This is a genomic window from Psychrobacter glaciei, assembly GCF_014652895.1.
Classification (GTDB): Bacteria; Pseudomonadota; Gammaproteobacteria; order Pseudomonadales; family Moraxellaceae; genus Psychrobacter; species Psychrobacter glaciei.
In genome coordinates this window covers 515,271-540,266 of record NZ_BMZR01000001.1, presented here as the reverse complement: position 1 = coordinate 540,266, position 24,996 = coordinate 515,271, and the positions used below count along the sequence as shown (strand labels likewise).

Here is a 24,996-nt window from a genome sequence, read left to right as displayed (position 1 = left end):
ATAATGATAAAAATAACGGATTATAAACTATGACGGCTCATATTTATCAATCGCTTAACAGCAGTGCACATTGGGCACAACTATTTAGTGCGCAGCGCTTGGGCAGCCACAAAAAAGCTCCAGCGCAAGACAGCGCGCGCTCATCCTTTCATAAAGACTATGACCGACTGGTGTTTTCGCACTCTTTTCGGCAGCTCAATCAAAAAACCCAAGTCCATCCATTGACCAATCAGCTAGGTATTCATACGCGTCTAACTCATTCGCTTGAGGTCTCATGTATTGGACGCTCATTAGGGATAATGGCGGCAGAAAAACTGCATGACAAATTAGCCAGTGGTCTACCAGCAGGCGTCTCGCCAGCCGATGTCGGTGTGATTGTTCAAGCAGCCTGCCTCGCCCACGATATTGGTAATCTGCCTTTTGGTCATGCAGGAGAATACGCCATTCGCGATTGGTTTATGCATCCTGACCGTCAGGCTATTTTGCAAAATCTGAATAATAATGAGCAATTAGATTTACTGGCATACGAAGGCAATGCGCAAGGGTTTCGGCTACTCGCCCGTAATGAGCATCATCCTGATAAGGGCGGTATGCGCCTCACTTGCGCGACGTTAGGTGCCTTTATGAAATACCCTTGGCTAGCGACGCATAGCAATCATGTTTCTGAAAGCACTTCTCCAAGTAATTCGCTCACCAATGTACAAAAATTTGGCTGCTTTTATAGTGAAGCCTCTCAGTTAGAAGAATTGGCAGCGTGCTTGAGCCTACCACGCTCGCCGCAACATGATGGTTTTGCGCGCCATCCCCTCGCCTATCTATTGGAGGCCGCAGATGATATCTGCTACGCGCTGATAGATTTAGAAGATGGTATCAATCTGAATATGCTAACCTATAGCGAGGTCGCCACGATATTTTATGAGTTGATTGGTGAGCGTCCTAGTAGCGTGAGCTTGCCAGCGCATATGTCTGTCAGGCAAAGCCTAGCATCACTGCGAGCACGTGCTATGATGCGCTTGGTCAACACTGTCACCGACGCTTTTGTCGTTAATAGCGAGGACTTGCTGGCTGGTACACTGCAAGGCAGTCTATTTGCACATTGTGATGCAAATGTGCAAAGTGGTATTAATCAAGCCAAACAATTGGCGCGTGAGCAAATATTCAATCACCCAAGCAAAGTGCGGATGGAATTGATGGCGAACCAATGCTTGCATCGCCTCTTAGATGCCTTTATACCATTGGCTTGGACAAACGCAAAAACTGCCCCGATGTCATTTGAGCAGCAGCGACTGCAAAAACTCCTCCAACCGCACCTCGATGAGCATCGACGGGTACTATCCAATAATATCTATCACAATATTTTAAATATATTGGACTTTATTACTGGGATGAATGATCATGAGGCTTATAGATTGGCGCAGGAGCTACAAGGTCATTGGGGTACGATGGTCTAGGGCGCGTCCTCATTTTAGAAACGGTCACAGCGTTCATCTCACCCAATGTACTCAGTGTAATATTTGTGCTTAATTGCCCGATACTCACTATAAATGGCTTTGACTATAAATTAACACAGGTTGCGTATTTCAGTCGTATTTCTGCGCTGAAGTGAGTATGATAAACCTCTATCGGATAATTTTGAAATATTATGAGCAGTCGCGAACAAAAGAAACTTCAAACCAGGCACGCCTTCTTTAATGCCGTGCTCGATCTCTGTATGACAGGGCAGTCTTTTAGCTCCATCAGTCTCAGGCAGGTGACACGTGAGGTTGGTGTCGTGCCAACGGCATTTTATCGCCATTTCGATGATATGGAATCGCTTGGGCGGGCGCTGGTGGTTGAAGAATTGGGCGGGACACTCGCCATATTAAGCGACAGTCTACAAATTGGCCGTAGGCGCAGCTTTGATCGCCAAATCGCCAAGAGTATTCAGCTGTTTTTATATATGGTCAGCGAGCAGCCTTGTTATTGGCAGTTTTTGGTCAGCGAACGCTATGGTGGTTCAGAGGCCGTGCGCAAGGCCATTAATGAATTGATCAAAAAGCATGGGCAAAGCTTAGCAGAAGATTTGGCCTTACAGCCCGCCTTTACTCATATTGATGCCTATGATTTACGCTTACTGGCTGAAGCAGGGGTTAATATGTTTTTTTCTTGGATTATCGATTGGTTAGAGCTGACGTATACTGAAGATCATGATGACGAAGCTGATTTGTCTGAAATTGAAACAAAGAAACAGCTGATGCTACATAACTGTACTCGCCAAGCACAAATGTTGTTTTATGGCGCATACAACTGGAAGTCTACTGAAGAGACTCGCCTGAGCGACGACTAAGTAATCTCCGCAAACCTTTGAGTGCTGATTAAAAACTCGGCCGAAATGCCCACAGACGCTGCGTAATAACCTTAATTGACTTCGCTGTTTTGCTCTTATTGTTATTACCCGTGCTGTTGGCATCATTGTTATTAGCAGCATTACTATTGTCGGTCTCACCATCATCAGTGGCAGCTTTGCTAATCAAGACAGTAGCAAAACGTTGCCGTGTTTGACCAGTATTCGCACTATCTGTCGCCGTGATAAGCGCCATAAAAGCTTGACTGTCAACGGCTAACAATGGCGTTAATGCTGCTCGCTGCTCTGCATTAATGCCTCCCAATTGTGGCAATTGCCACAATTCATCAATAGATGGCAAGACCTGCTTGCGCCTCATCTCGGTCAACCCACGCATCTGCTCGCTAGTCACACCGTCCACCAAAGACGCCAGCAATTCAGGGCTGGCGGTATTGACATTGATAGGCACATAATAAGGGACGGCAGTAACGTAAGGGCATAGCGCCGCCAGTACTTCAGCGCCTACTCCTCGAACGTCTTGTAGCTGATCGATGCTAAGAAATGGCTGGTTCGGTAATGTGCCATCTACTGCCCCGCTGCGCTGCTGCGAATATACCACGCTCTCATCACCGCCATCTTGATAGACCTCACCATCTACATCTTGATAATCCAGTACCGCAATGGCGATATCGGGCTCTAGATTTAATTGTGTTAAGAGTCTTTGAAAGACAGCCAAGTCTGCCGTATTAACCACACCATTCTGATATAAGTTATTAATATTAAAACGACTGGCCTCGTCGCGCAGTTCGATGCTAATGCTATGATTATCTAAGGCATAAGGCGGTATTGGCTGCGCCCAAATATCTTGCTCGCTATCCGTATCATTGAGCTTATTATCCGCACGAATCAAGGTGACTGCCAACTGCTGACCGGCATTAATGTCTTGTAATAACTGATTCTGATCAAATAATAAGCCACTACGCCTGATAGCAATTTTTTGACTGGCAAGCATCGCCCCTGCGACCACCGTAATACTAACCACCAGTAGCAATATAGTCAGCAGCGCTACCCCGCGCTGAGAATGCGCTGTCATTGACATAAGCGACCTCTCTGATTGGTACAAGGGCACATTTTCAATACCTTATAAATTAGCATTGCCCACACCAGCGTTAGCAGTATTGCTACCATTAGTATTATCGTTATTGCTGCCATTATCGTTGCTGTTATCATTTTTACTATTAGGTGTATTTTGCATACTACTACGAGGGAATGGCTGCGGCGCAAGTGCCCATTGCCAAGTGATAGGCATATCTTGATAAGTGAAGCTGACAGCAACACCTTTTGGTAATAACTTAGCCTCAGCTTGGCTACTCGCTGTATTAGTCGTTTGCCCAGAGGCGCTATTCGTATTGTTGTTATTGCCACTGTTTTCGTCAGGGAACTTTGTCGCTATCTCTGGTAAATAGGCCTGCCAGCGTGCTGCGGTCACCCCTTCCAACAATACACTATCCAAACTAACGCTATCAGGCCCCGTTGCGAGGCTGGTATATTGACGGCGAATCAAGCGCTCATCGGCAAAAATATATTCGACGTGCTGCATACTGGTACTGCTTTGGTAGCGTGGGTCAGGATCTGCAAAGCGTACGAAGCTGACACGCTCGCCATCTAGGCTCATAAAAGGCTCAGGCTCTATCACGTTGTCTTGGCTGCTTTCGTTGCCACTATTTGCGACACTAATATCTTGAGTACGGGTATCTTGAGCACGGGCATCTTGCGTCGTGGGTAACTGATAAGGGATAATTTGCCCCATATCTTGTTGTAGCTGCAAATAGGCATATTGCAAGACAGCCAGATTATCAGCATGAAATTGTGCGCGCTCACGGGCGCGGTTCACACTATCAAACACTTGCCAACCAGCCACTGCCAGCATCGCAAATATTGCCATAGCGACCATCAGCTCAAGTAAGGTAAAGCCGCGCTGCTGTCTCACGGGTTACCTCCACTTGAATTTGGGTTCGCTAAATCCAAACTACCCACATCCTGTTCTGTATTACTTAACAACACCTTAATATCCGTCACTGTGTTGCCTGTCTGTCCATCGATAATAGGCGCGACAGCGATAGTAACTTGTTTCAATGCTGGGGTAATGGTATCACCGACTGTCATCACTACTTGCCAATCCCGACCTTGCGCATTAAGCGTTTGGCTGCGATTGGCGGTCAGCCATGTCTCTTGAATCTGTAGATCAGCCGCCGCATTTTGAGCAACGAAATGAGCCAGCGTACGGGTACGCAACACATCAACCGAGCTGAGATACGCACTGCTGGCACGGCTAGCAGCGACAGCGACGACAGCTAAAATCGCTAATGCGACCATCACTTCAATTAAGGTAAAACCGCTTTCGCGTGTCGACTTTAAAAAGGTATCTTCGCTAGGCCTAGTAGCCGAATTGATAGGCAATTTTGATAACTTAACCATCAGCTACAGTCCTTGTCCTAACGACATACTACCGTCCGGCATGATGGTAATTACCTCACCCACCAAACGCGAATTATGACGTACTTCGATCGTTACAGGCGTTGCTTGCCCGGTGCCAAACCAGAGTATTTGAGGTACCGTCTGATCGGTAAACCAAGGCTGTAGCGTCTGATTTTGTCCAGCATTTACAGCGTTGCCAGCATCTAAGCTTTGCACACTCAAACTAACCCCATCAGGCATTTCAGGCAACGTGACTTCTGGTTCAACCTCCCAACTTGGCGTTGGTATTTCGCCTTTCGTACCCGACAAATCTGTAGACAATTCCATAGCGTTTTTGGGACGGCTGTCCGTACCGTCTGAGGTGATATCAGCGGTTTGATAGGCAATATAAGGATTCGATAAGGTGACGATGACCGGATTTAATTGACTTTGTTTATTCGCTTGCAGGCTTAAGCCCATTGGCTGCATACGCTCAGCTGATAACAGCCGAACGTAACTCAATGAATCGGTAAGGTGTTCATAAAAGGCACGGTTTTTTCGGGACTCACTACTACCAACTGACAAGCTCATCATGCCAGCAAAGATGGACAGAATCACCACCACTACCACGATTTCAACGAGGGTAAAACCAGCTTGCGCATGGGTGTTTTTTGATATTTTAGAGGATAAAACGGGAGGAGTTTTTACTATAGCGACATTGCAGCCGGTACGAGCGACCGAACTATTAGCCTTTTCAGTATATAGTAAGTGTTGACTTGCTAAGCCTAAATGGCAAGCGACCACTGAACTGGACTGAGTCTTAGCAGTGACCGGCATATTGCACCTATTGGCCTATGATTAGGGTCTGTTATATAAAGTGGTAAACATAGCAGAGTGGTAGATATAGTAGGCTTACACAGAGCGTAATTTCTTGAGAGTTCTCGTCACTCAAACCTTGGCAACTTTGGCGTGTTGCAATAAAAATATTGCAACACGGATGCTTTTAAATTTATGTAAACGACTACAGGCTCTAGTAATTGGTATTTCGATGTTCTTCTGACTCAGTATCAATTTGCTCTACCAGCTCTTGCATATCTTCATCCATGACTTCTTCGTCGTCGGCAGGATAATGACTAGGCAACTCAAGCATTTGCTGGACAAAAGCATAACGCAGGGTATCACGGCGACCCAAGTAGCGCTGATAAAAGCTTGAGTTTAATAGTCCCGCACCGCCTTGACCCATCGCCCAAATAGAGGACAAATAGTCACGCGTACTCAAGTTACTGTGCTCATCCTTTAGATAAGCACTGATGATATCAATCAGACGCTTCATACGCTGACGACGAATATCATACAGCTCGCCAAATAAACGATTAAGCCCCGTCACCGATGCTGCTAAACGCTCTTCGATTTGATTGAGTAGCATGGCTTTTTGTGGATTAAACAGTTGCTGAAAAATCATACGAGCAACGCCTGCCGAAGGACAATCATCAATTCGATTAATCTCAAACAACTGCTCTTCATAGCGGATAATAATACGCAAATAGAGCTCATCTTTACTGGAGAAATGCTTATATAGCGTCCCTTTAGCTAAGTCTAGCTGATCCGCCAAACTGTCTAAAGTGATATCACCATCGCCTGACTCAAGTAGCAATTGCTCTGCCATCGCTAAGATATTTTCTTCTCGTGCCTTGAACTGATGCTGACGACTCATAATCTCTCCTAAAACCTGACAAGATTAAACATATGACCCTCGTATGGATTAGTGCGTCGGTGACAAGCGTATGAGGTCATACAAAGTCTACTCGAAAACCACCAAAGGAGATATGCTTATGTTTGCTAAATAGTCATTCATAATCATATGCTTACGCTCGGGATAATAAGTACAAATAGCGTAAAGTAATAAGACTATCTAATAAATGACTGAGTGGTCATAGCATAACGATTTTAATGGTACTGTGCCAGTAAATTTTCAAAGTTTTTTGCGGTCAATGCCCCAACCTCATCACTACTACAACCATACATATCTGCCAAACAACTTGCCACGTAGGGTACATAGGCTGGCTCGTTGGGTTTACCACGCTTAGGTACAGGTGCTAGATAAGGACTGTCGGTTTCGATAAGCAGTCGGTCTCTAGGCATGTTTTTTGCGGCATCTTTGATGGTTTGTGCGCTTTTGAAACTGACAATACCTGAGAACGAGATATAAAACCCTAAATCTAGCGCCCGCTTGGCTGTCTCCCAATCTTCGGTAAAGCAATGAATGATGCCGTGCTCAGCGCCTTCCGCCTTTAAGATATCAATCGTATCTTCTTTGGCATCGCGCATATGTATGACGAGTGGTTTTTTCAGGCTTTGGCTTGCATGAATATGACGGGCAAGGCTGGCTTGCTGCTCTTTTTTATTTTCAGTTGACCAATAATAATCCAGCCCCGTTTCCCCAATCGCCCATACATGGTCGGCATCAGCCGTTTCGATCAAACGCTCGACCGTCGCTGATTGCAAGATACTGATATCTTCACAAGGATGGATACCGACGCTCATGCCAAGATTTAGCGTCTCATCGCCATAGGTGCTGACGATATGGGCAATCTCATCATATTCAGCAAAATCACACATAATCGCCATTGCCCGAGTGACATTGGCGGCTTTCATTGCGTCAATCGCACCAGACAATTGACCATCATACTTGGTTAAATCTAGACGATTAAGATGGCAATGGCTATCAGTAAACATAAATACTCTCGTTAAGAAAAATGAATAAATAAAAAATATTAGGGATAAGTCTTCAAAGTGACAATCGTATTGATAACAATCGTATTAGTGATACTCGTATCTATTGTCCCAAAGGCAGCTGTTTTCAAGTAAAGTTTAGCGGTACACTATCCGAGGTATGGTTAATCGTGTCTGAAACGGTATCAAAACTGACTATATTCTTGACATGAGTTTTGACATGAGCCTTGACATGAGTCTTGATATAAAGACAGCTAACCAACCATAAAAGCCATGCGCTAGCGAAAACATTACGCCTTCTACTCACTTCTCATAAGCCTTTTATTATGAACCACAAAAAAACCATCAGCCTTTCTCCAATCATAAAAGCATTGTTACCCAAACGGTTATACAAAAAGCGGTTTTTATTACAAGATAAAGGGCACGATAATCATATTAGCATTGCTAAAGACGCGCGCATCATTGGTAATTCGACCATCACTATTCGTAAAGGTCATGACAATCAAATCACTATCGGTCAGGGTGGCAAATTTAATCAGTTAAAAATTGACATCAATGGCAACCATAATCAAGTCACGATTGGAGAGCAGGTTAAGTTTTCGGGGCAATTATTGGTTGTCGGTAATCATCTGCATATTTATATCGGTCATCATACCACCGCTATTGATTGCTATATTTTGGCTCGCGATAAAAGTGTGACCATTGGTCAATCATGCATGATATCACGTGGTATCGAAATTCGAGCGACTGACGTTCACAAGGTCTATGATATAGACACTAACGCGCGAGTGAATAAGGCACATACAGACGTCATTTTAGGAGACCATATTTGGATCGCCGCCAATGTGACCATCTCTAAAAACGTCTCTATCGCCAGCGGTTGTATCATTGCAGCAGGGGCATTTGTCAATAAACCAGTCGAGACGCCCAACTGCATGATTGCTGGTACACCAGCCAAAATTATTCGTCAAAATGTACGCTGGGAGCGTTAAATAATCAAGTCATAAAGCGACGTTTTACCACAGCGAGCATTGGCTATTTAAGGTCAATGCAATGGCACTACTCGCATCACCTCTTCTAAGGTTGTCACGCCTTCACTGATGCGCTTTGCGCCCGATAAGCGCAACGGCTGCACACCTTCGCGATACGCTTGCTGCTTTAGCACGTCCAAATTGGCATCAGCAGCGACCAGTTTTTTGAGCTCATTCGATAGCGGCATAATTTCATACAGACCGATTCGACCTTGATAGCCTGTATGACGGCAATGCTCGCAGCCCTGCGCCATATAGATTTGTGCTGGCACGGGCGCGCGCCAAGGCTGAACCAATTCCTGCCATTGAATTGCAATTTCACTATCTGGAGTCACGTCCAGCGCTTTTTTGCAGTGCGGACATAATGTCCGTAGTAGACGCTGTGCCATGACGCCTAATATGGTCGCTGAGGTTAAAAACGGCTGAATGCCCAAATCATGCAAGCGAGTGAGTGAACTTGGCGCATCATTGGTATGCAACGTCGAGAGCACCAAATGCCCAGTCAGTGATGCTTGCACTGCCATATTGGCAGTCTCAGCATCGCGAATCTCACCAACCATAATGATGTCTGGATCTTGCCGCATCAACGAGCGAATACCATCAGCGAAGTGCAAATCAACCCCTGGATTCACCTGCATTTGGTTAAAGGCTGGCTCAATCATCTCGATCGGGTCTTCAATCGTACAAACATTGACCTGCTCAGTGGCGAGCTGCTTAAGCGTACTGTATAACGTCGTGGTCTTACCTGAGCCAGTCGGACCCGTGACCAAGATAATGCCGTTTGGATGCGCAGTCAGCTCATGCCAAGTATCAAGCTGCTTACCTGACAAACCAAGCTGAGCAAACGAGCGCACCAGCACTTCTGGGTCAAATACCCGCATGACCAGTTTTTCGCCAAAAGCAGTCGGCATCGTCGATAGGCGTAGCTCAGTTTCTAGACCCTTTGGCGTACGGGTTTTTAGCCGTCCATCTTGAGGTTTGCGCTTTTCTGCGACATTTAGTCGTCCTAAGATTTTAATCCGCGCCGTCACCGCGACGATAATAGCCAATGGCATCTCGTAGACGGTATGTAGCACGCCATCAATACGAAAGCGCACTTTTCCGGTCTCACGGCGAGGCTCTAAATGAATATCGCTGGCGCGCTGCTCAAAGGCATATTGCAACAACCAATCGACGACTTTGACAATATGTTGGTCATTGGCATCAGGATTGGTATTGTCACCCAATTGCAATAATGCCTCGACATTGGTGACATCCGCCGCCGCCCGCTTGTGGATGCTATTTGCTCCTGCAATCGCTTGCGTGACTTGATAGAACTCTTGCCGATAGCGGTTGATCTGTTCAGGATTGATAAATACCGTACGAAAACTTTTAGACTTAATGAGCTTTTCAATATTGCCATGCCAATCACTATAAAAAGGCTGGTCGGTGCCGATGACGACTTCATCAATTGTCACCTCAATCGGCAAAATATGCTGTGAGCGCGCATACTCAAAAGACATCAACTGCGTGACGGCTGGCACATCAACTTTTAAAGGATCAATACGTACGAGCGGCATATCTGCTTTGACAGCCAGCCATTCATTGAGCCATGGCAGTGTCAATTTCTGTTGTTGCTCATTATCCAAAGCATGTCCATTGGGTAAGCCAAATTCACTAATCGTGAGGAGCGGATGCTGCGCCTTATCACGACGACTGGTAATCACCAAATTGTAGCCACGCTGATCAATCACCTTATCCGCCAATAATTCATCTAGGCACCAACGCAAATCAATCACGATCGAATACTTTTGAGCAGACATATTTTTCTTCTTTTATTAGAATTTTTTTGCAAACTAACCGTTTTATAATGTCGATAAATTGGTATAAATAAAAACGACATACAGAACGCGCTACTCTCTCACGCTACAAAACCACTGCTACAACGTCCGTGATCTGCAACTGTCCCGATTCTATTAACTGAAAACTGACATCGACAGACTTATAGCGCATAACAAACTGTTTATTTACTTCGGCACGGCGATAGGCAGGACGTGGATCTTGTGCAATTAATGCTTTGATAGCATCGATATCAGATCGTATGAGTTGCGTTCTTACCTTGTCAATGACTGCCGCTACCGTATATGGTTCGCTAGGTTCTTTATAAAGCTGTTGATTGACCACCATTTGTGTAAATTGATGGTAAGCCAACTCCGTTATAGTCACATCTAATGACGTGGGTGCAGAAGGCGCAAAGCCACTTTTTGCATGCGCTAATGCATCACTATAAGCCACATAAGGTTTGATATCGATAATGGGCGTGCCATCTATCATATCAGCACCGCTGATAATAAGTAATACTCGACCTTGTACTATTTCAATACGCTCAAACTTGACCACAGACAATCCCAAAGCGGATGGTCGGTACATACTGCGACTGGCAAATACCCCTATTTTCTGATTGCCCCCAAGCCTTGGTGGTCGAACTTGCGGGCGAAAGCGGCTGTCTGCTTTATTTACCTGTTTATCTTTACTCTCGTGATTGGTTTTATCCACATAATTATGATGAAACTGCCAACTGATCCAAATATGACTAAATGCTTCCAAACCAATAAATGCCGCTGGCGTGTCATAAGGCGCTAGCATCTCAATCACACTGGTCAAGGCCACCAAATTCGGTTGCCTTGGCGCGCCAAATTTCTGTGAAAGCGGCGCACGATGATAGCCAATAATAGGTGCTCGATGATGGTCATCCAAAGATGCATTATGGTCAGACATATATCCACTCCAATGATGGCAAACGGCCTTTATTAAGACAATTGGCCCAATCATACAAAATTACTCACTAACGATATTCCATTTTATCATGCTACATAGCGGCTGCTAGACAGATTTTTATTTTAAAGTTTGGTATTATGATCGAGAAATTTATTGAGAATGGCTTGCATTCATACGACAGCGGTATTGCTCATGAGGATAAAAACCCTCGCTATTACTGTACAATTCCTAGGGCGTGTCCTCATTTTAAAAATGAGGATAAAAGTGAGGTAAATGGCAGTCAAACAAGGAAAATAGCGCAGATAATATCGATATATTACCTAGCTAATTGACGATGTTTGGCAAGATTTAACCACTTTTAGCCCATTTAGATCGCTATCGGTTGAATTGAGGGCACGCCCTAGTATGAAAGTGGAAAAAAACCTTATAAATTGATTCATAAATTTATGACCTTATTGGTTTATAGATAACAGATATTTCAAAGTATGAGCCGTTATTAGCAATTTTGATGATTACCCATTTATATATTGTTAGCCCCCAAAACATATCATTGAAAATTTCAATTTAATACTCATTTACACTTAACGATAAAAATAGTGATTTATTAACGAGGACTTTATGTCAAAACTTCGCACCGAAACGGTCACAGAGGTTCATCATTGGAATGATGCCTTATTTAGCATCAAAACCACACGTGACGATGGTTTGCGCTTTCGCAATGGCGAGTTTGCGATGATTGGTATCGTTGTCGATGGCAGACCACTCTTGCGCGCTTATTCGATTGCTAGCCCTAACTACGAAGATCATCTAGAGTTCTTCTCTATCAAGGTTCCAGATGGTCCTTTGACGTCACGCCTACAGCACATCAAGGTCGGCGATGAGCTGTTGGTCAGCAAAAAGCCCACGGGCACGCTCGTCTTAGATGATCTACTACCAGCCAAACATCTTTATATGCTGTCGACTGGTACTGGGCTTGCGCCATTTTTGGCCTTGGCACGTGATCCTGAAGTCTATGAACGCTTTGATAAAGTCATCATGGTGCATGGTGTACGCCATGTCGATGACTTGGCTTATCGTGATATGTTCGAAAATGAGCTGCCCAACGATGAAATCTTCGGTGAATGGTTCCGCGAGAAGTTTATTTATTACCCAACGGTTACTCGCGAAGAATTTAGAAACCAAGGCCGCGTTACCGATTTGATGAGATCAGGCAAACTCTTTGAAGACATTGGTTTACCGCCAATTAACAAAGACGATGACCGTGTCATGATATGTGGCAGCATGCCGTTTAATGCGGAAGTCTCTGAGATTTTAGATGGTTTCGGTCTCACTGTGTCACCACGCATGGGCGTTCAAGCCGACTATGCAGTCGAAAGAGCGTTTGTCGGTTAAGATTAATTTGATTAAAAGCACGATTATTATAAATAATTCTTGACGCTCAAAAATAGGCTGCTATAATACGCAGCCTATACAGAGTTAACCCTGTAGCCCAATTCAATAAAGTTCGCATTATAAACTTTGTTATCTAACATGCCAGTGTGATGGAATTGGTAGACATGACGGATTCAAAATCCGTTGCCTATAAAGCGTGTCGGTTCGAGTCCGACCACTGGTACCATTTTTAAAATAAAAAAGCCTCCCTATTCGGAGGTTTTTTTATGCCTATAAAATAACTCATGCAGCAGCTCTTTACTGATATATGGTCGATACAAACAGCTGCATTAATAAAAGCACATTAACGCTCAAAACCTTCAAATAAAAGTTGCTGATTGCCGTTATTCCTTTTGCATGAATAGGTTCAAAAATATCGCTGTAACTCATTCATATACCTAACAATCAATAGCAAAAGAACCATAATATCAGGTAAAATAGTGGTCATGACCGCTTCTATAAACCCTAGCCCGCGTAAGATTATTCACATCGACATGGATGCATTTTATGCCAGTGTTGAACAGCGCGACTTCCCTGAGTTACGCGGCAAGCCCTTGGTAGTGGGCGGCGACCCAAATGGTCGCGGTGTGGTGGCAGCCGCGAGCTATGAAGTGCGTAAATTTGGTGTGCGGTCTGCAATGTCCTGTTATGAGGCACGCAAACGCTGTCCAGACGTGGTGTTTGTGCGACCACGCTTTGATGTCTACCGTGCTGTCAGCAGTGATATCCGCAGTATCATGCACCGCTTGACCCCGCATGTTGAACCCTTATCTCTAGATGAAGCTTATCTCGATGTTACTGGCTTGCAATTCCAGCAAGGTTCTGCGACTTTGATGGCTAATTGGCTACGGGCGCAAATCTTAGAACAGACCGGATTAACTGCCTCTGCGGGGGTATCGTTTAATAAGATGCTGGCCAAAATTGCTTCTGATATCAACAAACCGAATGGCACAGCGATTATCACCCCAGCCGATGCTGATGCGTTTATCAGTACGCTACCTATTGAGCGTTTTCACGGTATTGGTAAGGCAACTGCTACGCGCCTCCATGCGATGGCCGTGAGCAATGGCGCTGATCTTCGACGCATACCAGCCGCCGTATTGGTGCAGGAGTTTGGCAAACGTGGCCAGTTTTATCACGATATTGCTCATGGTCGTGATGAGCGCCCTGTCAAATCTGAGCGAACGCATAAATCTGTGGGTTCTGAGACCACATTCCGAGACAATTTAAGTGATAATGACGCACTAAGAGCCCAAATCTACGAGCAAAATGACGATGCGTTTGGACAAATGCAAAAAAAACAGCTGATTGCTTATACCATTACCCTAAAAATAAAATACGCAGATTTTACTCAAATTACGCGCTCACACACCTTATCGACGGCATTCTCCAATGCTAACTCTGCTCATTATTGGCTTGATAAGCTATTTTTAGACATTCCACGTGACCTTCCTATTAGGTTGGTTGGGGTTACTTATTCTTCATTAACTCCTGCCACGCAATTACTGCCACAGTTAAACCTTTTTGAATAACCTAATGAATTTCTAGTGTTAAAGCAGTAAGCTGCTGTCTATTGTTTGTAGTAAATGCTTAGGCTATTTTAATAATTAAAATAGCTTTTATACCAGTTTATCCTTTCGCAAACTATCCCTTCATATGCTCATTTCTGCTACAATTACGCCAAAATTCCTATCTATTCAAAGACTGATTATGACTGACTCTCGCCCTGTAGCTGCCGATAGTAATACCGCCATTCATACTGATACAAACGCTGATATATTAGACTATTTAAGCGTAGACGATTACGATTATGAGCTACCAGATACTCTGATTGCTCGCTACCCGTTGTCAGAACGCTCCGCCTCAAAATTATTATATCTGCCTGCCGACCATCGTGGTGATAGGGTCAGTCAAGCCGAAGATCGTTTATTTGCTGAATTACCTGATCTATTAAATGCAGGCGATTTGATCGTATTTAACGATACCAAAGTCATGAAAGCGCGCTTGTTTGGTCAAAAAGATACCGGTGGCAAGGTTGAGGTATTGATTGAGCGTTTGGTTAATATCTCGGATTTGGACATAACGACTCTGCATTTAATGGCGACAGATGAGCAGCCAGTTACGAGAGAACATGTCGCGCTTTGCCATGTGAAAGCCAGTAAAGCCCCCAAGCTTGGTCAGCGACTGGCGCTTGCGGATGGTCATATGGGCTGCGTGATGATTGGTCGCCAAGACAATTTATTTATCCTAGCATTTGACGCGCCTATTTTGCCTCATCTAGAGCTTTATGGTGAGTTGCCCATTCCGCCCTACTTTGAGCGTCATGCTGATGCCACGGACAATACCCGTTACCAAACGGTCTTTCATGATCCAGCCAAACTTGCCAGCGTTGCCGCACCCACAGCCAGTCTGCATTTTGATGAGAGTGTATTAAGCAAGCTTGCAGCAAAAGGGATCAATACAGCATTTGTCACGCTACACGTTGGCGCTGGTACTTTTGCCCCTGTAAAAACCGATAATTTACTCAACCACACCATGCACAGCGAATACGCACATCTACCACAACCGACCGCCGACCTTATCAATCAAACCCATGCGAATGGCAAACAAGTCATCGCTATTGGTACGACGGTGACGCGCGTACTCGAAACAGCGTATCAAAAAACAGCGGCTGACGGCAAAGCACTTGCTAGCTGGTCAGGCGACACCGATATCTTTATTTATCCTGGATTTAAATTTGGAGTCATAGATCGTTTATTGACTAACTTTCACTTACCCAAGTCTACCCTATTGATGCTCGTATCAGCATTTGCAGGCAAGGCCGCTATCGAACAGGCGTATCAACATGCTATCCAAGCTGAATATCGCTTTTTTAGCTATGGCGATGCGATGCTCCTTGATAAAAAAATCAGGTAATACCTTTAAAGTTGCAACATTATTGGGCATTATTAGTCAACGTTACTTTTTAGTAGCTACTAAAAAGTAACGTCTATGAAATAAACTGGTAAACTAAAGCGTATTTTGTTATAACAGCACAAGTAACTCACACTCTAAGGGCTGCACATGTCTCGTCATTTATCTCATCGCTTGACTACTGTAAATTGTGCGGTGTCGATGGCGTTACTTTATTCAATAGGCTCTATTGCTATATCGTCTAGCGCGCAGGCAGCAACGATTGGTAAGACTGTCGTAACCTCTGCGCAGCACGAGCCCCTAGCAGCCAGTATAATCGTGACTGATATTAAAGCCGCTGAATTTTCAGCCAGCTTAGCGAACCCTATTATTTATCAACAAATGGGGCTTACGCCAACGGACTCAATGACGGTGAGTTTTAGACCCACGTCAGCGAGCAGCGGGCAAGTTTTGATCAACACCACGCAACCCATTTCTAAGCCTTTTGCCGATGTGGTCTTAGCCATTAATGACGGTGGTCAACGCAATGTCATTCCCAAGACATTGCTCATGCCTCTTGATGACAGCATACCTATTAAGCCATTTAACAAACCTTCTAAAAATATCGTGACCGGTGCAAAGAAACCCAATTTGCCTATCATTTCAGCTACCAACGCCAAACCGTTGACGGTTAGAAAAGGTGCGCCGCCGCCACTGATATCAACACCTAGAGCGGCGACAGCGACAGTTACCTCAAACTTGCCAGTAATAGCCACCTCTGCACCGCAGAGCAATCGTCCTATCTATGCCCCAAGTCGCTTGGATAATGGGCGTTTGAATGCTAGCAACAACGTCATGACAACGGCTGCTAGCGCTGTAGATATCAGTCCTGTTGACAAGGCAACTAGCAACCCTGTCGAAAACAAAGTAATGATCAATAAAAGCATGGCTGACAGTACAACAGCAAATAATAATAAGACAATTGCTGGAATCACTGACAAACAGTTCGATATTTTAAATATACAAATCATAAGACAGATACAGCCTAGCAATAAGACCAGTACTGGCATCATGGCCAACGCTCCTGCATCGCCAATGCCGAATAACAATGCTGCCAGCACTGCATCAATGGCAAAATCAGATTCTAATAGCGCTATTACTACTACTGCACCAAGCAGCATCCCCTCTAGCGCTGTTGCCGCAGGGTCGACTACAGTGAATAGCAATACTGCCGCTACAATTAACACAGCAACCAATCGCGCTACTAGCACGTCCGTTGACTATCAAGTACAGCGCAACGATAGCTTATGGGTTATTGCCCAGCAAATTGCCCAAAAAAATAACCTAGACGTTCAAACGGTCATGAAACAAATTCAGGCACAAAACCCGAATGCTTTTATTAATAAAGATGCAGATCAACTAAAAGCGGATGCTAAGCTGAGCTTACCCAATTATGAAGTCGTGCCATCACAGCAAAACTTGGAAGCGGCTATTAATGCTCAAAGACAGTATAGACTGAGCGCAAACACCCCTACCGTCAAGAAAGCAGCGCCCCCAAAACCAGCGGCTAAAACGACAACTGAGGCAGCGTCTGAGACGACTCAAGCAGCTCAAAACACTGAAAGCCCTGAAAAGCCAGCCGCCACTAAAACTCAGACATTACCAAAAGCGCGTTTTTCTGTGCTCGCACCTAGTTCTAATACTGATAAAAATGGCAACGCCGATGGCAATAATGCTAAAGCAGCAACGGCCACGGGCAATGGTCTCAGTACAGAGACCTTAGCAACGCTCAAAGCCTCTAGACAAGGAGCTGCGTCACAGGCACAGCGCCTGTCAAAAACCAACAATATGCTTGACGGTTATACTAGTAAATTGCAATTACAAAACCAAAAACTGGCGGAGCTTCAAGCTCGTCTCAAAAAATTACGCAATCAATAATTGCCTGACTGATCAGCGCAGTGTGCTGCAACAGTGATCGTAGGCGTGGGAGTAACTATGGACAATATGCTATATATCATCGCCGGACTGGTACTTATTTTAATCATAGCCGTCTTGGTAATGCGCAAGAACAAGGCGCAGAAGCCATCAGCACCTACGGCTGTGCAGGCCGACAAGAATTTGGCAGCCAGCAACCCAGCGACTACATCTGGAGCCAAGCAGCGCAGTCCTACGCAGCAAAGTGCTGATAACGAAGGCAAATTTGATAACCTATCGGTTGCGCAGCGCTTTATAAATCAACAGCGCTATGACAAAGCCATTGAAACACTCAGTCGTGGTCTCATAGAAAAACCCAATGACAGTCAGTTATTGCTGAAGCTCTTAGGTATATACGCAACTACCAATCAAACGGATGACTTTTATCGCGTCTATGATGACATTAAAAATCACAGTGACCCAAAAAGCATCGCACAAGCCGATGAACTAAAATCATTACTCACTGAAGAGCAAAACCAAGCAGCACAGTATACGGTAGCGGCAAAAGATACTCAAAATACTGACTTTGAAAGTTTGGATTTTGACTTACCTGCCAGCCAAGTCGTCAATACACCGACTGTTCAAGATACGGTTACTGCTGAAGATAGCGTCACACCTCTAATCGATGAACCTACTGAAAAATCAGGACTGTCTGATGACTTTAATGATGTCAATCCTACTGTTGAAAATGTCGATGACACGTTTGACCTGACACTTAACGACCTAGAAAGTGATGGCGACGAGCCAACCGCTACTAGCGTTATGCCTGTCAGTCAGGTCGACATCGTCGAAGAGGAAAATCTGACTCTAGATGCTAGCGATACTACGCCTATCATTCAAGACAACGATATCAGCGACTTTGATTTTGGCCTTGATTTGCCTGAGCAGACGGATAATATTACTGAACCTTCTGTCAGCTCCACTACTGACAGTGCGCCTCAAGACATCATGTTAGAAGATGAAGACTTTGTCTTAGATTTTTCAGACTTAGAGGCTGGTGTGGATACAGATGCTGCCAAGGCGACTGGTGAAACTACAACAGATGTGACTCAGAATAGTGACGACGACTTTGTATTGTCTTTAGACGATATCGATGAATCAGTTACTATAGACAATGTCTTAGAAAGTGAACAGCCTACTCTTGCAGAAGATAATGATCTAGGTGATTTTATCCTTGAAGAGAACAACTTTAAAGACAATGACCTTGAAAACAATGATCTTGAAAACGACAGCTTTGAAAACAATAATTTCGAAAGCAATGACTTTGAAGACAGTAGCTTTGAAGATCAGCCACTTGATAATAATGCTTTAGAAAACACTCATATTGAAGCATCAAGCATGGCACCAACTGCGCCATTGACGTTTGAAGACACATTAGCAAACGATGATTTTGATTTTGACTCGCTAGCAGATGCACCAACGGCGACGACTCCAGTCGATGTTGAGTATGATGTAAGTACAGTGGACAGTGAGATTGTTACTTACAATGAAGTCGAAACAAAAGAAGATTTCTCTTTACGTTTTGCCGCAGACTTTGATTTTGTTAAAACCTTGGATAGCAATCAAGTCACTTTAGACTTGGCTGGTCAATATTTGCAATTGGGTGAATATGACAGTGCCAAACGTTTGTTAAACGAAGTCATGACTCAAGGTAATAGCGAGCAGCAGCAACAAGCTCAAACGCTACTTGATCGTACTGCATAGTCAATAAGCTCTTCTAATATCAGCAAGTATCCTCTAATCATTTAGAATAAATACTTGCTGATTTTTTTTGCATTTAGCCTTTATACTATCTATCATCATATTACCTATCATTACCAAGCTCTCTCGTCTCTTTTTTGCCTTCCTTGACTGTGCCAATATTATGCCATCACCTGCTATGACAAAAAACTTATCCGACCCCATTCAACTCATTTATGCTGGTGGCACTTTTGGTAGCTACGGACGACCCTTAGCACCTTTATCAGCAGAAATATTTCTACCCACATTGCAACAACTGCTAGTTGAGCAAGATAGTTCGGGCAATCTACCTCAGATTTCATGGCTTGACAATACCCTAATTAAAGACAGCAGCCAGCTCACACCCAGTGACTTTATACATTTTTACACGCTCCTGATGAACGCCTATGCACAAGGTGACAGACGCTTTGTATTAATCACTGGTACTGACACTTTAAGTTATTTAGGGGCATTTTTAGCGGAAGCTTTTGCGGGCAGCGATATTTGTGTCGTTGTGACTGGAAGTATGCGCCCATTGTTAGACAGTGAGGTTTTGCATAACTATAGCGTCGATGCGAACAGTGACGCGTGGGACAATCTGACGGATGCCTTAAAACTGGCAGCAGCTGGTGAATCTGGTGTTAAGATCTGCTTTAGTGGTGAGTCATGGCCAGCACAAACGGTGCAAAAGATACACAGTCACGATCTGATGGCATTTACCGGACATTCTCGAGCGGCTTATCCGGCCAATAGCTATATCAGAACGTTACCAGATACACGACGGCAGCATTGGCTGGATGACCAGTACGATATAATTGATGCTATTCAAAGTCGCGCTGAGCAAGTACGCATCCATGCTTTATACTGTTTGCCTAATGACACTGAGGTGATGAGCCATCAGCTACAAGCATTATTGTCGCAGCCACCCTCTGGCATTATGCTATTGGGGTTTGGTGCAGGCAATGTTCCTTATTCAGACGCATTAGCAGCAGCTCTACAGCTTGCTTATGAGCATGGACATATGGTGATATGTGCCAGCCAATCGCCTTTTGGCGGAGTGAGTGACAGTTATGCTGCGGGTAGTTGGCAGTATGACTATCATGTGATAGCCGGTGGGCGCTTAACGATTCCCGCTATTTACGCTCGCTTATTGTGGCTATTACTGCGTTATGACAGTCCTGCCAGACGTCGACAGCGCTGGTTAAATAATGTCAATCAAGCTGGTACGACCATCAAAAAACGCTAACTGACCACTACCTCCTACTCAACTGTATACATTCTGAACATACCATGACTGAGATTAAGCATATAGCGTCTGACGATTCACCCATTTATACCTTAGCGATTGCGGTTGAATTTTTGGGTACTCATTACCACGGTTGGCAACGTCAACGAGAAGTGCTCGGCGTCCAACAAGCGCTAGAGACTGCCATCGGTAAGGTCGCCAATGAACCGGTAGAAGTAATCGCTGCTGGTCGCACCGATGCCAGCGTGCATGCCAGCAATATGATTGCCCATTTTACTACACGCGCTTATCGACCTACGCAAAATTGGTTGCGCGGCGTCAATAGCCTGCTGCCCGATGACATCGCCCTGCGCTGGATTCAGCCGATGCCAGCGGACTTCCATGCGCGCTTTGGCGCCATTGCTCGCCGCTATCGTTATATCACGCTCAATCAAGCACAGCGCCCCGCTATTTTGAATCATCAAGTAACGCACATCTATGAGCCGCTTGATTTGGCAGCGATGCAGTTAGCTGCTGCCGATATCGTTGGTATTCACGATTTTAGCAGCTACCGCGCGGCCGCTTGTCAGTCTAATCAGCCAGTACGAACCGTCAGTCATGCTAGGTTATTTACTCATGGCCAGTTTATCGTTTTTGACATCCAAGCAGATGGCTTTTTGCACCACATGGTGCGTAACTTGATGGGCACCTTGTATGCCATCGGCAAGCACCACTTAGAACCGGCAGATTTTTTACGCATTTTAGCCAAAAAAGACCGTACCATTGCACCGCCTACCGCCTCTGGTGATGGGTTGTATTTTATTAATGCCTACTATCCTGAACGCTTTCAGAAGCTATTGCCTAACGCTCCTCTGACACCCATTTGGTTGAATTTACCTGACTAGATTGATATAAGCTGGTATACATAACGGTTACAAGCTGTCAAGTAAAAACCTATGGCTGTATTGCTTTAATCAGCAAACTTACGTATAATGTCGGCTTATTTTTAATTGATTGATACAAATTATGGCAAAAGACGATATTATTGAATTTGAAGGCGAAGTTATTGATACCCTTCCAAATACATTGTTTAAAGTTCGTTTAGAAAACGGACACGAGATCATTGCGCACATCTCAGGTAAGATGCGTAAGCATTACATTCGTATCTTGACTGGTGATAAAGTTAAGGTCGAAATGACGCCTTATGATTTGTCCAAAGGTCGCATTACTTATCGTGGCAAAAACTAATATTATTATCAACTAGAATGGTTATAACAGCATTTGTATCGAAACCTTTCATTTACGAATAAACGGTTTTGGCTAATATAAATTCTTGAGTGGTTTAACTGATAATAATAATGACACTGCTAACCTACTCATTATTGCCTATCATATTCTAGTTGCTGGTTTTGCCATAAAAAATACCGCTATTTAACAGCGGTATTTTTTTGTCTGGCTTTTAGGATTATCTAGGGCGTGTCCTCATTTTAAAAATGGTCATAAAAGTGAGATAAATTGCCGTCAAACGAGGAAAATAGTGCAAATAATATCGGGATATTAATCAGCTATTTGACGATGTTTGGCAAAACTTAGCCATTTTTAGCCCATTTAGATACAATCGCTTGAATTGAGGACACGCCCTAATACTGAACCGTTACTTAAACTCTACTGTCGCACCATTTTGAATGACGCCTAACAGCGCTAACGCATCCCAGTTAGTCAAACGGACACAACCTGCTGAGGCTTGGCGACTGATACGAGCAGGATCGGGCGAACCATGAATACCATACGAGGGTTTGCTTAGCCCAATCCATACCATTCCCACAGGATTATTAGGGCCAGGTGGAATAATCGCCTTACTGCCGTCATCGGCAGTATAGGTATAATTGGGCTCATGCACTTTTACTTCTACGGTGTGCGTGCCTGTTGGCGATGGTGTCGCCGTGCTACCTACAGTGGTTGGATAGCTGGCAACCAAGTTGTCTTGCGCATCGTAAGCATAGAGGGTTTCGGTCACTCTATCAGCGACCACGCGGCTGACAGGCTTGGTATTAGGGTCACCAGGATTGTAGACGGTGATGGTTTCGCCTACGCTAAAACTGGCAGTGGGATTGAGCGATTTTAGATACTTTTCACTAATATGAAATTTTTCTGCCAGCCCTTCGGTCACACTTTCGTAATACATCCCCTCGAGCTTGGCTTTTTCTTTTGCCCCTGCTGGGATAGTGGTGGTTTTAATATTAACGTCCGCCTCAGTCAGCTGATAGCTCACCAATACTGGTTGCGCCATCAGCTTGTCGTTTTTAGTCAATGCTTGCCACGTTTCTGTATTCAACGTTTCTGTGACCGTCAAGCCATTGGCTTTTTGAAATGCTTGCATGGCTTTGCGGGTATTTTTGCCCCAATAGCCGTCAACAGGACCCACGCCACTATGCTGCCAATTTAATAATGCTTGTAGCTTGGTGCCAGTATTGCGATTAATATTCATCCCCGCCTGCCAATTGGCGCTATTCACTTTTTGAGCAATCTCTGGTAAATTTTCTGTGCTATATTTAATCGTGGGTAAAAATTTATTCAGTGATACGGTAGTTTTACTCTTGCCTGTCAGCTTTTGACTAACGCCATTGGTCACTGGACTCATGTCAGTGGACTTATCTTTCACTGTACTACTAGTCGCTTCCATGGCAGGTGTATTGGTAGCAGACTTATTAGTAGCAGATTCATTAGCAATAGTGCTGTTAGTGCTATCGCTAGTGTTAACAACATTATTACTGCTACTTGATGGCGTGCTTTCATCGGTCGCTGTCATATTTTCAGTGGTTGCTGCCACGCTTTGACCTATGAAAATAGTGGTTGATAAACCGATCGCCAATAACGCAGTGCTTATTTTTGTCAGTTGATACATGTGGTGCTCCTAAAATTATTATTTGTCTTATCAAAATTTCTTTATCAAGTTTTATTGCTCTAATCTACTATTGATCTCTATCGTTTTAATTCTTTATGAGCAGTCTTTGCATGAATAAAGGTTATTACTGCTTGCTGATAAGTTGTTTATATTGCCATATTCCCTTGTGAGCATATAACAGCTTTGTGTTACTAAGCGCCTTATCCTGCGGTGTCTGTGTTAATACGACGTCCATTTGACTAAAATTATTAGGCCGTGTCCTCATTCTAGAAATGAGGACACGGCCTAATGTATTTTTCGGTACTTTTTTTAAGTCCAGCTAAATCCTTGGCGCATAAAAAACCCATAAACTGCTGAGCAATTTATGGGAGTTGATATCGAAATAAGACAGCTAAAATATGGTGGAAACCTTAGCAGCTATTAGCGTGGTTTTTTATACCAATTTAGCCAACACCGCTTGCCCCATTTCTTTGCAGCCTACTTGTTTTAAGGCGGCTTCACTGGCATCTAGAATATCAAGGGTGCGCAAACCATCATCAAGAACATCACTGACAGCCTGCTCAATCGCTTGGGCAGCTTGTTCTTGCTTAAAGGTATAGCGTAGCATCATCGCGACAGAAAGAATCGTAGCTAATGGATTGGCTTTGTCTTGACCAGCAATATCAGGGGCTGAACCATGACATGGCTCATACATACCTTTGCCAGCGGCATCAAGACTGGCAGACGGTAGCATCCCGATAGAGCCCGTCAACATAGCCGCTTCATCAGACAAGATATCGCCGAACATGTTACCCGTTACCATGACATCAAACTGTTTGGGATTTTTGATCAGCTGCATACAAGCATTGTCAGCATACATGTGCGATAACGCCACATCGCTATAGTCCGCTTGCTGCATCTCAATCATTGTCTGCTTCCACAGTTCAGTGACTTCTAGGACATTGGCTTTATCTACCGAGCAAACTTTGGCTGGCGTACCTGCTGCCTGTGCGCGTGTTTGCGCCAATTCAAAGGCGACCTTACCGATACGCTGAATCTCACTGGTGCTATACACCATGGTGTTATAGCCTTGTTGCTCACCGTTTTCCAACGTGCGGATACCGCGTGGCTCACCAAAATAAATACCGCCCGTCAATTCACGGACAATCAGTAAATCGAGACCTGAGATAATCTCAGGCTTGATACTAGAGGCATTGACAAGCTGCGGATACAGCTTTGCCACACGTAGGTTGGCAAACAAACCCAGCTCACTGCGGATTTTAAGCAGACCACGCTCAGGGCGTTTGCTACGCTCGATACCATCCCATTTAGGTCCACCAACTGCACCTAGTAATACGGCATCAGCAGCACGCGCACGCGCTAGTGTCTCATCTGGTAAAGGCTCACCCGTTGCATCGACTGCCACCCCACCGATTAACCCAGATTCAAGGGTCAAACCTAACGAAAATTTCTTATTAATCGCTTCGAGCACATCAACAGCTTGAGTCATGATCTCAGGGCCAATACCATCGCCCGCTAATGTTAAAATCGTTGCCATACTGATCCTTTT

Annotated in this window: 21 protein-coding genes and 1 tRNA gene; 12 read left to right on the top strand and 10 right to left on the bottom strand. The window is 44.5% G+C overall.

What is annotated here, in order from left to right:
- The first annotated feature begins 29 nt into the window (after positions 1-29).
- Positions 30-1,451 carry a deoxyguanosinetriphosphate triphosphohydrolase gene (locus IE130_RS02315; RefSeq protein ID WP_189581130.1) on the top strand — a complete coding sequence of 474 codons (1,422 nt, stop codon included), beginning with the start codon at positions 30-32 and terminating at the stop codon, positions 1,449-1,451.
- A gap of 191 nt (positions 1,452-1,642) precedes the next feature.
- Entirely contained in the window at positions 1,643-2,326 is a 684-nt protein-coding gene (locus IE130_RS02310) for a TetR/AcrR family transcriptional regulator (RefSeq protein WP_189581126.1), read from the top strand.
- A 28-nt stretch (positions 2,327-2,354) separates the two neighbouring features.
- Here the strand turns inward: IE130_RS02310 and gspK are convergent, their stop codons facing one another.
- From gspK to IE130_RS02280, 6 genes are all read right to left on the bottom strand, one after another.
- A complete protein-coding gene (gspK, locus tag IE130_RS02305) occupies positions 2,355-3,422 on the bottom strand; it encodes a type II secretion system minor pseudopilin GspK (protein ID WP_227676105.1) in 1,068 nt (355 codons plus the stop codon).
- Positions 3,423-3,464: 42 nt separating this feature from the next.
- Entirely contained in the window at positions 3,465-4,313 is an 849-nt protein-coding gene (gspJ, locus tag IE130_RS02300) for a type II secretion system minor pseudopilin GspJ (RefSeq protein WP_189581122.1), read from the bottom strand.
- Positions 4,310-4,801: a type II secretion system minor pseudopilin GspI gene (gspI, locus tag IE130_RS02295; RefSeq protein WP_189581120.1), complete on the bottom strand. Its 492-nt coding sequence runs from the start codon at positions 4,799-4,801 to the stop codon at positions 4,310-4,312. Before gspI ends, gspJ begins: the two co-directional genes overlap by 4 nt.
- A gap of 3 nt (positions 4,802-4,804) precedes the next feature.
- Entirely contained in the window at positions 4,805-5,617 is an 813-nt protein-coding gene (locus IE130_RS02290; RefSeq protein WP_189581117.1) for a prepilin-type N-terminal cleavage/methylation domain-containing protein, read from the bottom strand.
- Positions 5,618-5,810: 193 nt separating this feature from the next.
- Entirely contained in the window at positions 5,811-6,494 is a 684-nt protein-coding gene (locus IE130_RS02285; protein ID WP_010196194.1) for a TetR/AcrR family transcriptional regulator, read from the bottom strand.
- A 233-nt stretch (positions 6,495-6,727) separates the two neighbouring features.
- Positions 6,728-7,516 carry a TatD family hydrolase gene (locus IE130_RS02280; protein WP_189581114.1) on the bottom strand — a complete coding sequence of 263 codons (789 nt, stop codon included), beginning with the start codon at positions 7,514-7,516 and terminating at the stop codon, positions 6,728-6,730.
- 323 nt (positions 7,517-7,839) lie between these two features.
- On the opposite strand from IE130_RS02280, the gene IE130_RS02275 reads away from it, so the two are divergent.
- A complete protein-coding gene (locus tag IE130_RS02275; protein WP_189581111.1) occupies positions 7,840-8,505 on the top strand; it encodes an acyltransferase in 666 nt (221 codons plus the stop codon).
- A 53-nt stretch (positions 8,506-8,558) separates the two neighbouring features.
- Here IE130_RS02275 and tfpB read toward each other — a convergent pair whose 3' ends face one another.
- Together tfpB and tsaA are read right to left on the bottom strand one after the other, a co-directional pair.
- Positions 8,559-10,346, bottom strand: a complete 1,788-nt coding sequence (gene tfpB, locus IE130_RS02270) for a type IV pilus assembly ATPase TfpB (RefSeq protein ID WP_189581108.1) — start codon at positions 10,344-10,346, stop codon at positions 8,559-8,561.
- A gap of 103 nt (positions 10,347-10,449) precedes the next feature.
- On the bottom strand, positions 10,450-11,301 hold the full coding sequence (gene tsaA / locus IE130_RS02265) for a tRNA (N6-threonylcarbamoyladenosine(37)-N6)-methyltransferase TrmO (RefSeq protein ID WP_189581105.1): 852 nt from the start codon (positions 11,299-11,301) through the stop codon (positions 10,450-10,452).
- 618 nt (positions 11,302-11,919) lie between these two features.
- Between tsaA and IE130_RS02260 the strand changes: the two genes are divergently transcribed.
- The 9 genes from IE130_RS02260 to infA all read left to right on the top strand — a co-directional run bounded on the left by IE130_RS02260 (position 11,920) and on the right by infA (position 21,790).
- A complete protein-coding gene (locus tag IE130_RS02260; RefSeq protein ID WP_010199805.1) occupies positions 11,920-12,693 on the top strand; it encodes a ferredoxin--NADP reductase in 774 nt (257 codons plus the stop codon).
- A gap of 140 nt (positions 12,694-12,833) precedes the next feature.
- Positions 12,834-12,919, top strand: a tRNA-Leu gene (locus IE130_RS02255).
- Between the two features lie 259 nt (positions 12,920-13,178).
- Complete coding sequence (dinB, locus tag IE130_RS02250) at positions 13,179-14,264, top strand: DNA polymerase IV (RefSeq protein ID WP_189581102.1); 1,086 nt, start codon at positions 13,179-13,181, stop codon at positions 14,262-14,264.
- A gap of 178 nt (positions 14,265-14,442) precedes the next feature.
- The gene (gene queA, locus IE130_RS02245; protein WP_189581087.1) at positions 14,443-15,648 is read left to right on the top strand and encodes a tRNA preQ1(34) S-adenosylmethionine ribosyltransferase-isomerase QueA; all 1,206 of its coding nucleotides are present in this window, start codon (positions 14,443-14,445) and stop codon (positions 15,646-15,648) included.
- A 147-nt stretch (positions 15,649-15,795) separates the two neighbouring features.
- Positions 15,796-17,562 carry a type IV pilus assembly protein FimV gene (locus tag IE130_RS02240; protein WP_189581084.1) on the top strand — a complete coding sequence of 589 codons (1,767 nt, stop codon included), beginning with the start codon at positions 15,796-15,798 and terminating at the stop codon, positions 17,560-17,562.
- Between the two features lie 57 nt (positions 17,563-17,619).
- The gene (locus IE130_RS02235) at positions 17,620-19,302 is read left to right on the top strand and encodes a motility hub landmark protein FimV (RefSeq protein WP_189581082.1); all 1,683 of its coding nucleotides are present in this window, start codon (positions 17,620-17,622) and stop codon (positions 19,300-19,302) included.
- A 160-nt stretch (positions 19,303-19,462) separates the two neighbouring features.
- On the top strand, positions 19,463-20,563 hold the full coding sequence (locus IE130_RS02230; RefSeq protein WP_189581079.1) for an asparaginase: 1,101 nt from the start codon (positions 19,463-19,465) through the stop codon (positions 20,561-20,563).
- Between the two features lie 44 nt (positions 20,564-20,607).
- Positions 20,608-21,447 (top strand): tRNA pseudouridine(38-40) synthase TruA, encoded by an 840-nt coding sequence (truA, locus tag IE130_RS02225; protein WP_189581076.1) that lies wholly within the window; start codon positions 20,608-20,610, stop codon positions 21,445-21,447.
- Positions 21,448-21,568: 121 nt separating this feature from the next.
- Entirely contained in the window at positions 21,569-21,790 is a 222-nt protein-coding gene (infA, locus tag IE130_RS02220; RefSeq protein WP_021814850.1) for a translation initiation factor IF-1, read from the top strand.
- Positions 21,791-22,196: 406 nt separating this feature from the next.
- Here infA and IE130_RS02215 read toward each other — a convergent pair whose 3' ends face one another.
- Both IE130_RS02215 and leuB read right to left on the bottom strand, forming a co-directional pair.
- A complete protein-coding gene (locus IE130_RS02215; protein ID WP_189581073.1) occupies positions 22,197-23,447 on the bottom strand; it encodes a L,D-transpeptidase family protein in 1,251 nt (416 codons plus the stop codon).
- Between the two features lie 433 nt (positions 23,448-23,880).
- Positions 23,881-24,984 carry a 3-isopropylmalate dehydrogenase gene (leuB, locus tag IE130_RS02210; RefSeq protein ID WP_189581070.1) on the bottom strand — a complete coding sequence of 368 codons (1,104 nt, stop codon included), beginning with the start codon at positions 24,982-24,984 and terminating at the stop codon, positions 23,881-23,883.
- Between the last annotated feature and the right edge of the window lie 12 nt (positions 24,985-24,996).

What these genes read in the sequence shown, in the direction of transcription:
- IE130_RS02275 (WP_189581111.1), top strand. Translation starts at nt 7,840, where the DNA reads ATGAACCACAAAAAAACCATCAGCCTTTCTCCAATCATAAAAGCATTG.
- tfpB (WP_189581108.1), bottom strand. Translation starts at nt 10,346, where the DNA reads ATGTCTGCTCAAAAGTATTCGATCGTGATTGATTTGCGTTGGTGCCTA.
- IE130_RS02280 (WP_189581114.1), bottom strand. Translation starts at nt 7,516, where the DNA reads ATGTTTACTGATAGCCATTGCCATCTTAATCGTCTAGATTTAACCAAG.
- gspI (WP_189581120.1), bottom strand. Translation starts at nt 4,801, where the DNA reads ATGGTTAAGTTATCAAAATTGCCTATCAATTCGGCTACTAGGCCTAGC.
- IE130_RS02315 (WP_189581130.1), top strand. Translation starts at nt 30, where the DNA reads ATGACGGCTCATATTTATCAATCGCTTAACAGCAGTGCACATTGGGCA.
- infA (WP_021814850.1), top strand. Translation starts at nt 21,569, where the DNA reads ATGGCAAAAGACGATATTATTGAATTTGAAGGCGAAGTTATTGATACC.
- dinB (WP_189581102.1), top strand. Translation starts at nt 13,179, where the DNA reads ATGACCGCTTCTATAAACCCTAGCCCGCGTAAGATTATTCACATCGAC.
- IE130_RS02230 (WP_189581079.1), top strand. Translation starts at nt 19,463, where the DNA reads ATGCCATCACCTGCTATGACAAAAAACTTATCCGACCCCATTCAACTC.
- IE130_RS02260 (WP_010199805.1), top strand. Translation starts at nt 11,920, where the DNA reads ATGTCAAAACTTCGCACCGAAACGGTCACAGAGGTTCATCATTGGAAT.
- leuB (WP_189581070.1), bottom strand. Translation starts at nt 24,984, where the DNA reads ATGGCAACGATTTTAACATTAGCGGGCGATGGTATTGGCCCTGAGATC.
- truA (WP_189581076.1), top strand. Translation starts at nt 20,608, where the DNA reads ATGACTGAGATTAAGCATATAGCGTCTGACGATTCACCCATTTATACC.
- IE130_RS02290 (WP_189581117.1), bottom strand. Translation starts at nt 5,617, where the DNA reads ATGCCGGTCACTGCTAAGACTCAGTCCAGTTCAGTGGTCGCTTGCCAT.
- queA (WP_189581087.1), top strand. Translation starts at nt 14,443, where the DNA reads ATGACTGACTCTCGCCCTGTAGCTGCCGATAGTAATACCGCCATTCAT.
- IE130_RS02310 (WP_189581126.1), top strand. Translation starts at nt 1,643, where the DNA reads ATGAGCAGTCGCGAACAAAAGAAACTTCAAACCAGGCACGCCTTCTTT.
- tsaA (WP_189581105.1), bottom strand. Translation starts at nt 11,301, where the DNA reads ATGTCTGACCATAATGCATCTTTGGATGACCATCATCGAGCACCTATT.
- IE130_RS02285 (WP_010196194.1), bottom strand. Translation starts at nt 6,494, where the DNA reads ATGAGTCGTCAGCATCAGTTCAAGGCACGAGAAGAAAATATCTTAGCG.
- IE130_RS02240 (WP_189581084.1), top strand. Translation starts at nt 15,796, where the DNA reads ATGTCTCGTCATTTATCTCATCGCTTGACTACTGTAAATTGTGCGGTG.
- gspK (WP_227676105.1), bottom strand. Translation starts at nt 3,422, where the DNA reads ATGTCAATGACAGCGCATTCTCAGCGCGGGGTAGCGCTGCTGACTATA.
- IE130_RS02215 (WP_189581073.1), bottom strand. Translation starts at nt 23,447, where the DNA reads ATGTATCAACTGACAAAAATAAGCACTGCGTTATTGGCGATCGGTTTA.
- IE130_RS02235 (WP_189581082.1), top strand. Translation starts at nt 17,620, where the DNA reads ATGGACAATATGCTATATATCATCGCCGGACTGGTACTTATTTTAATC.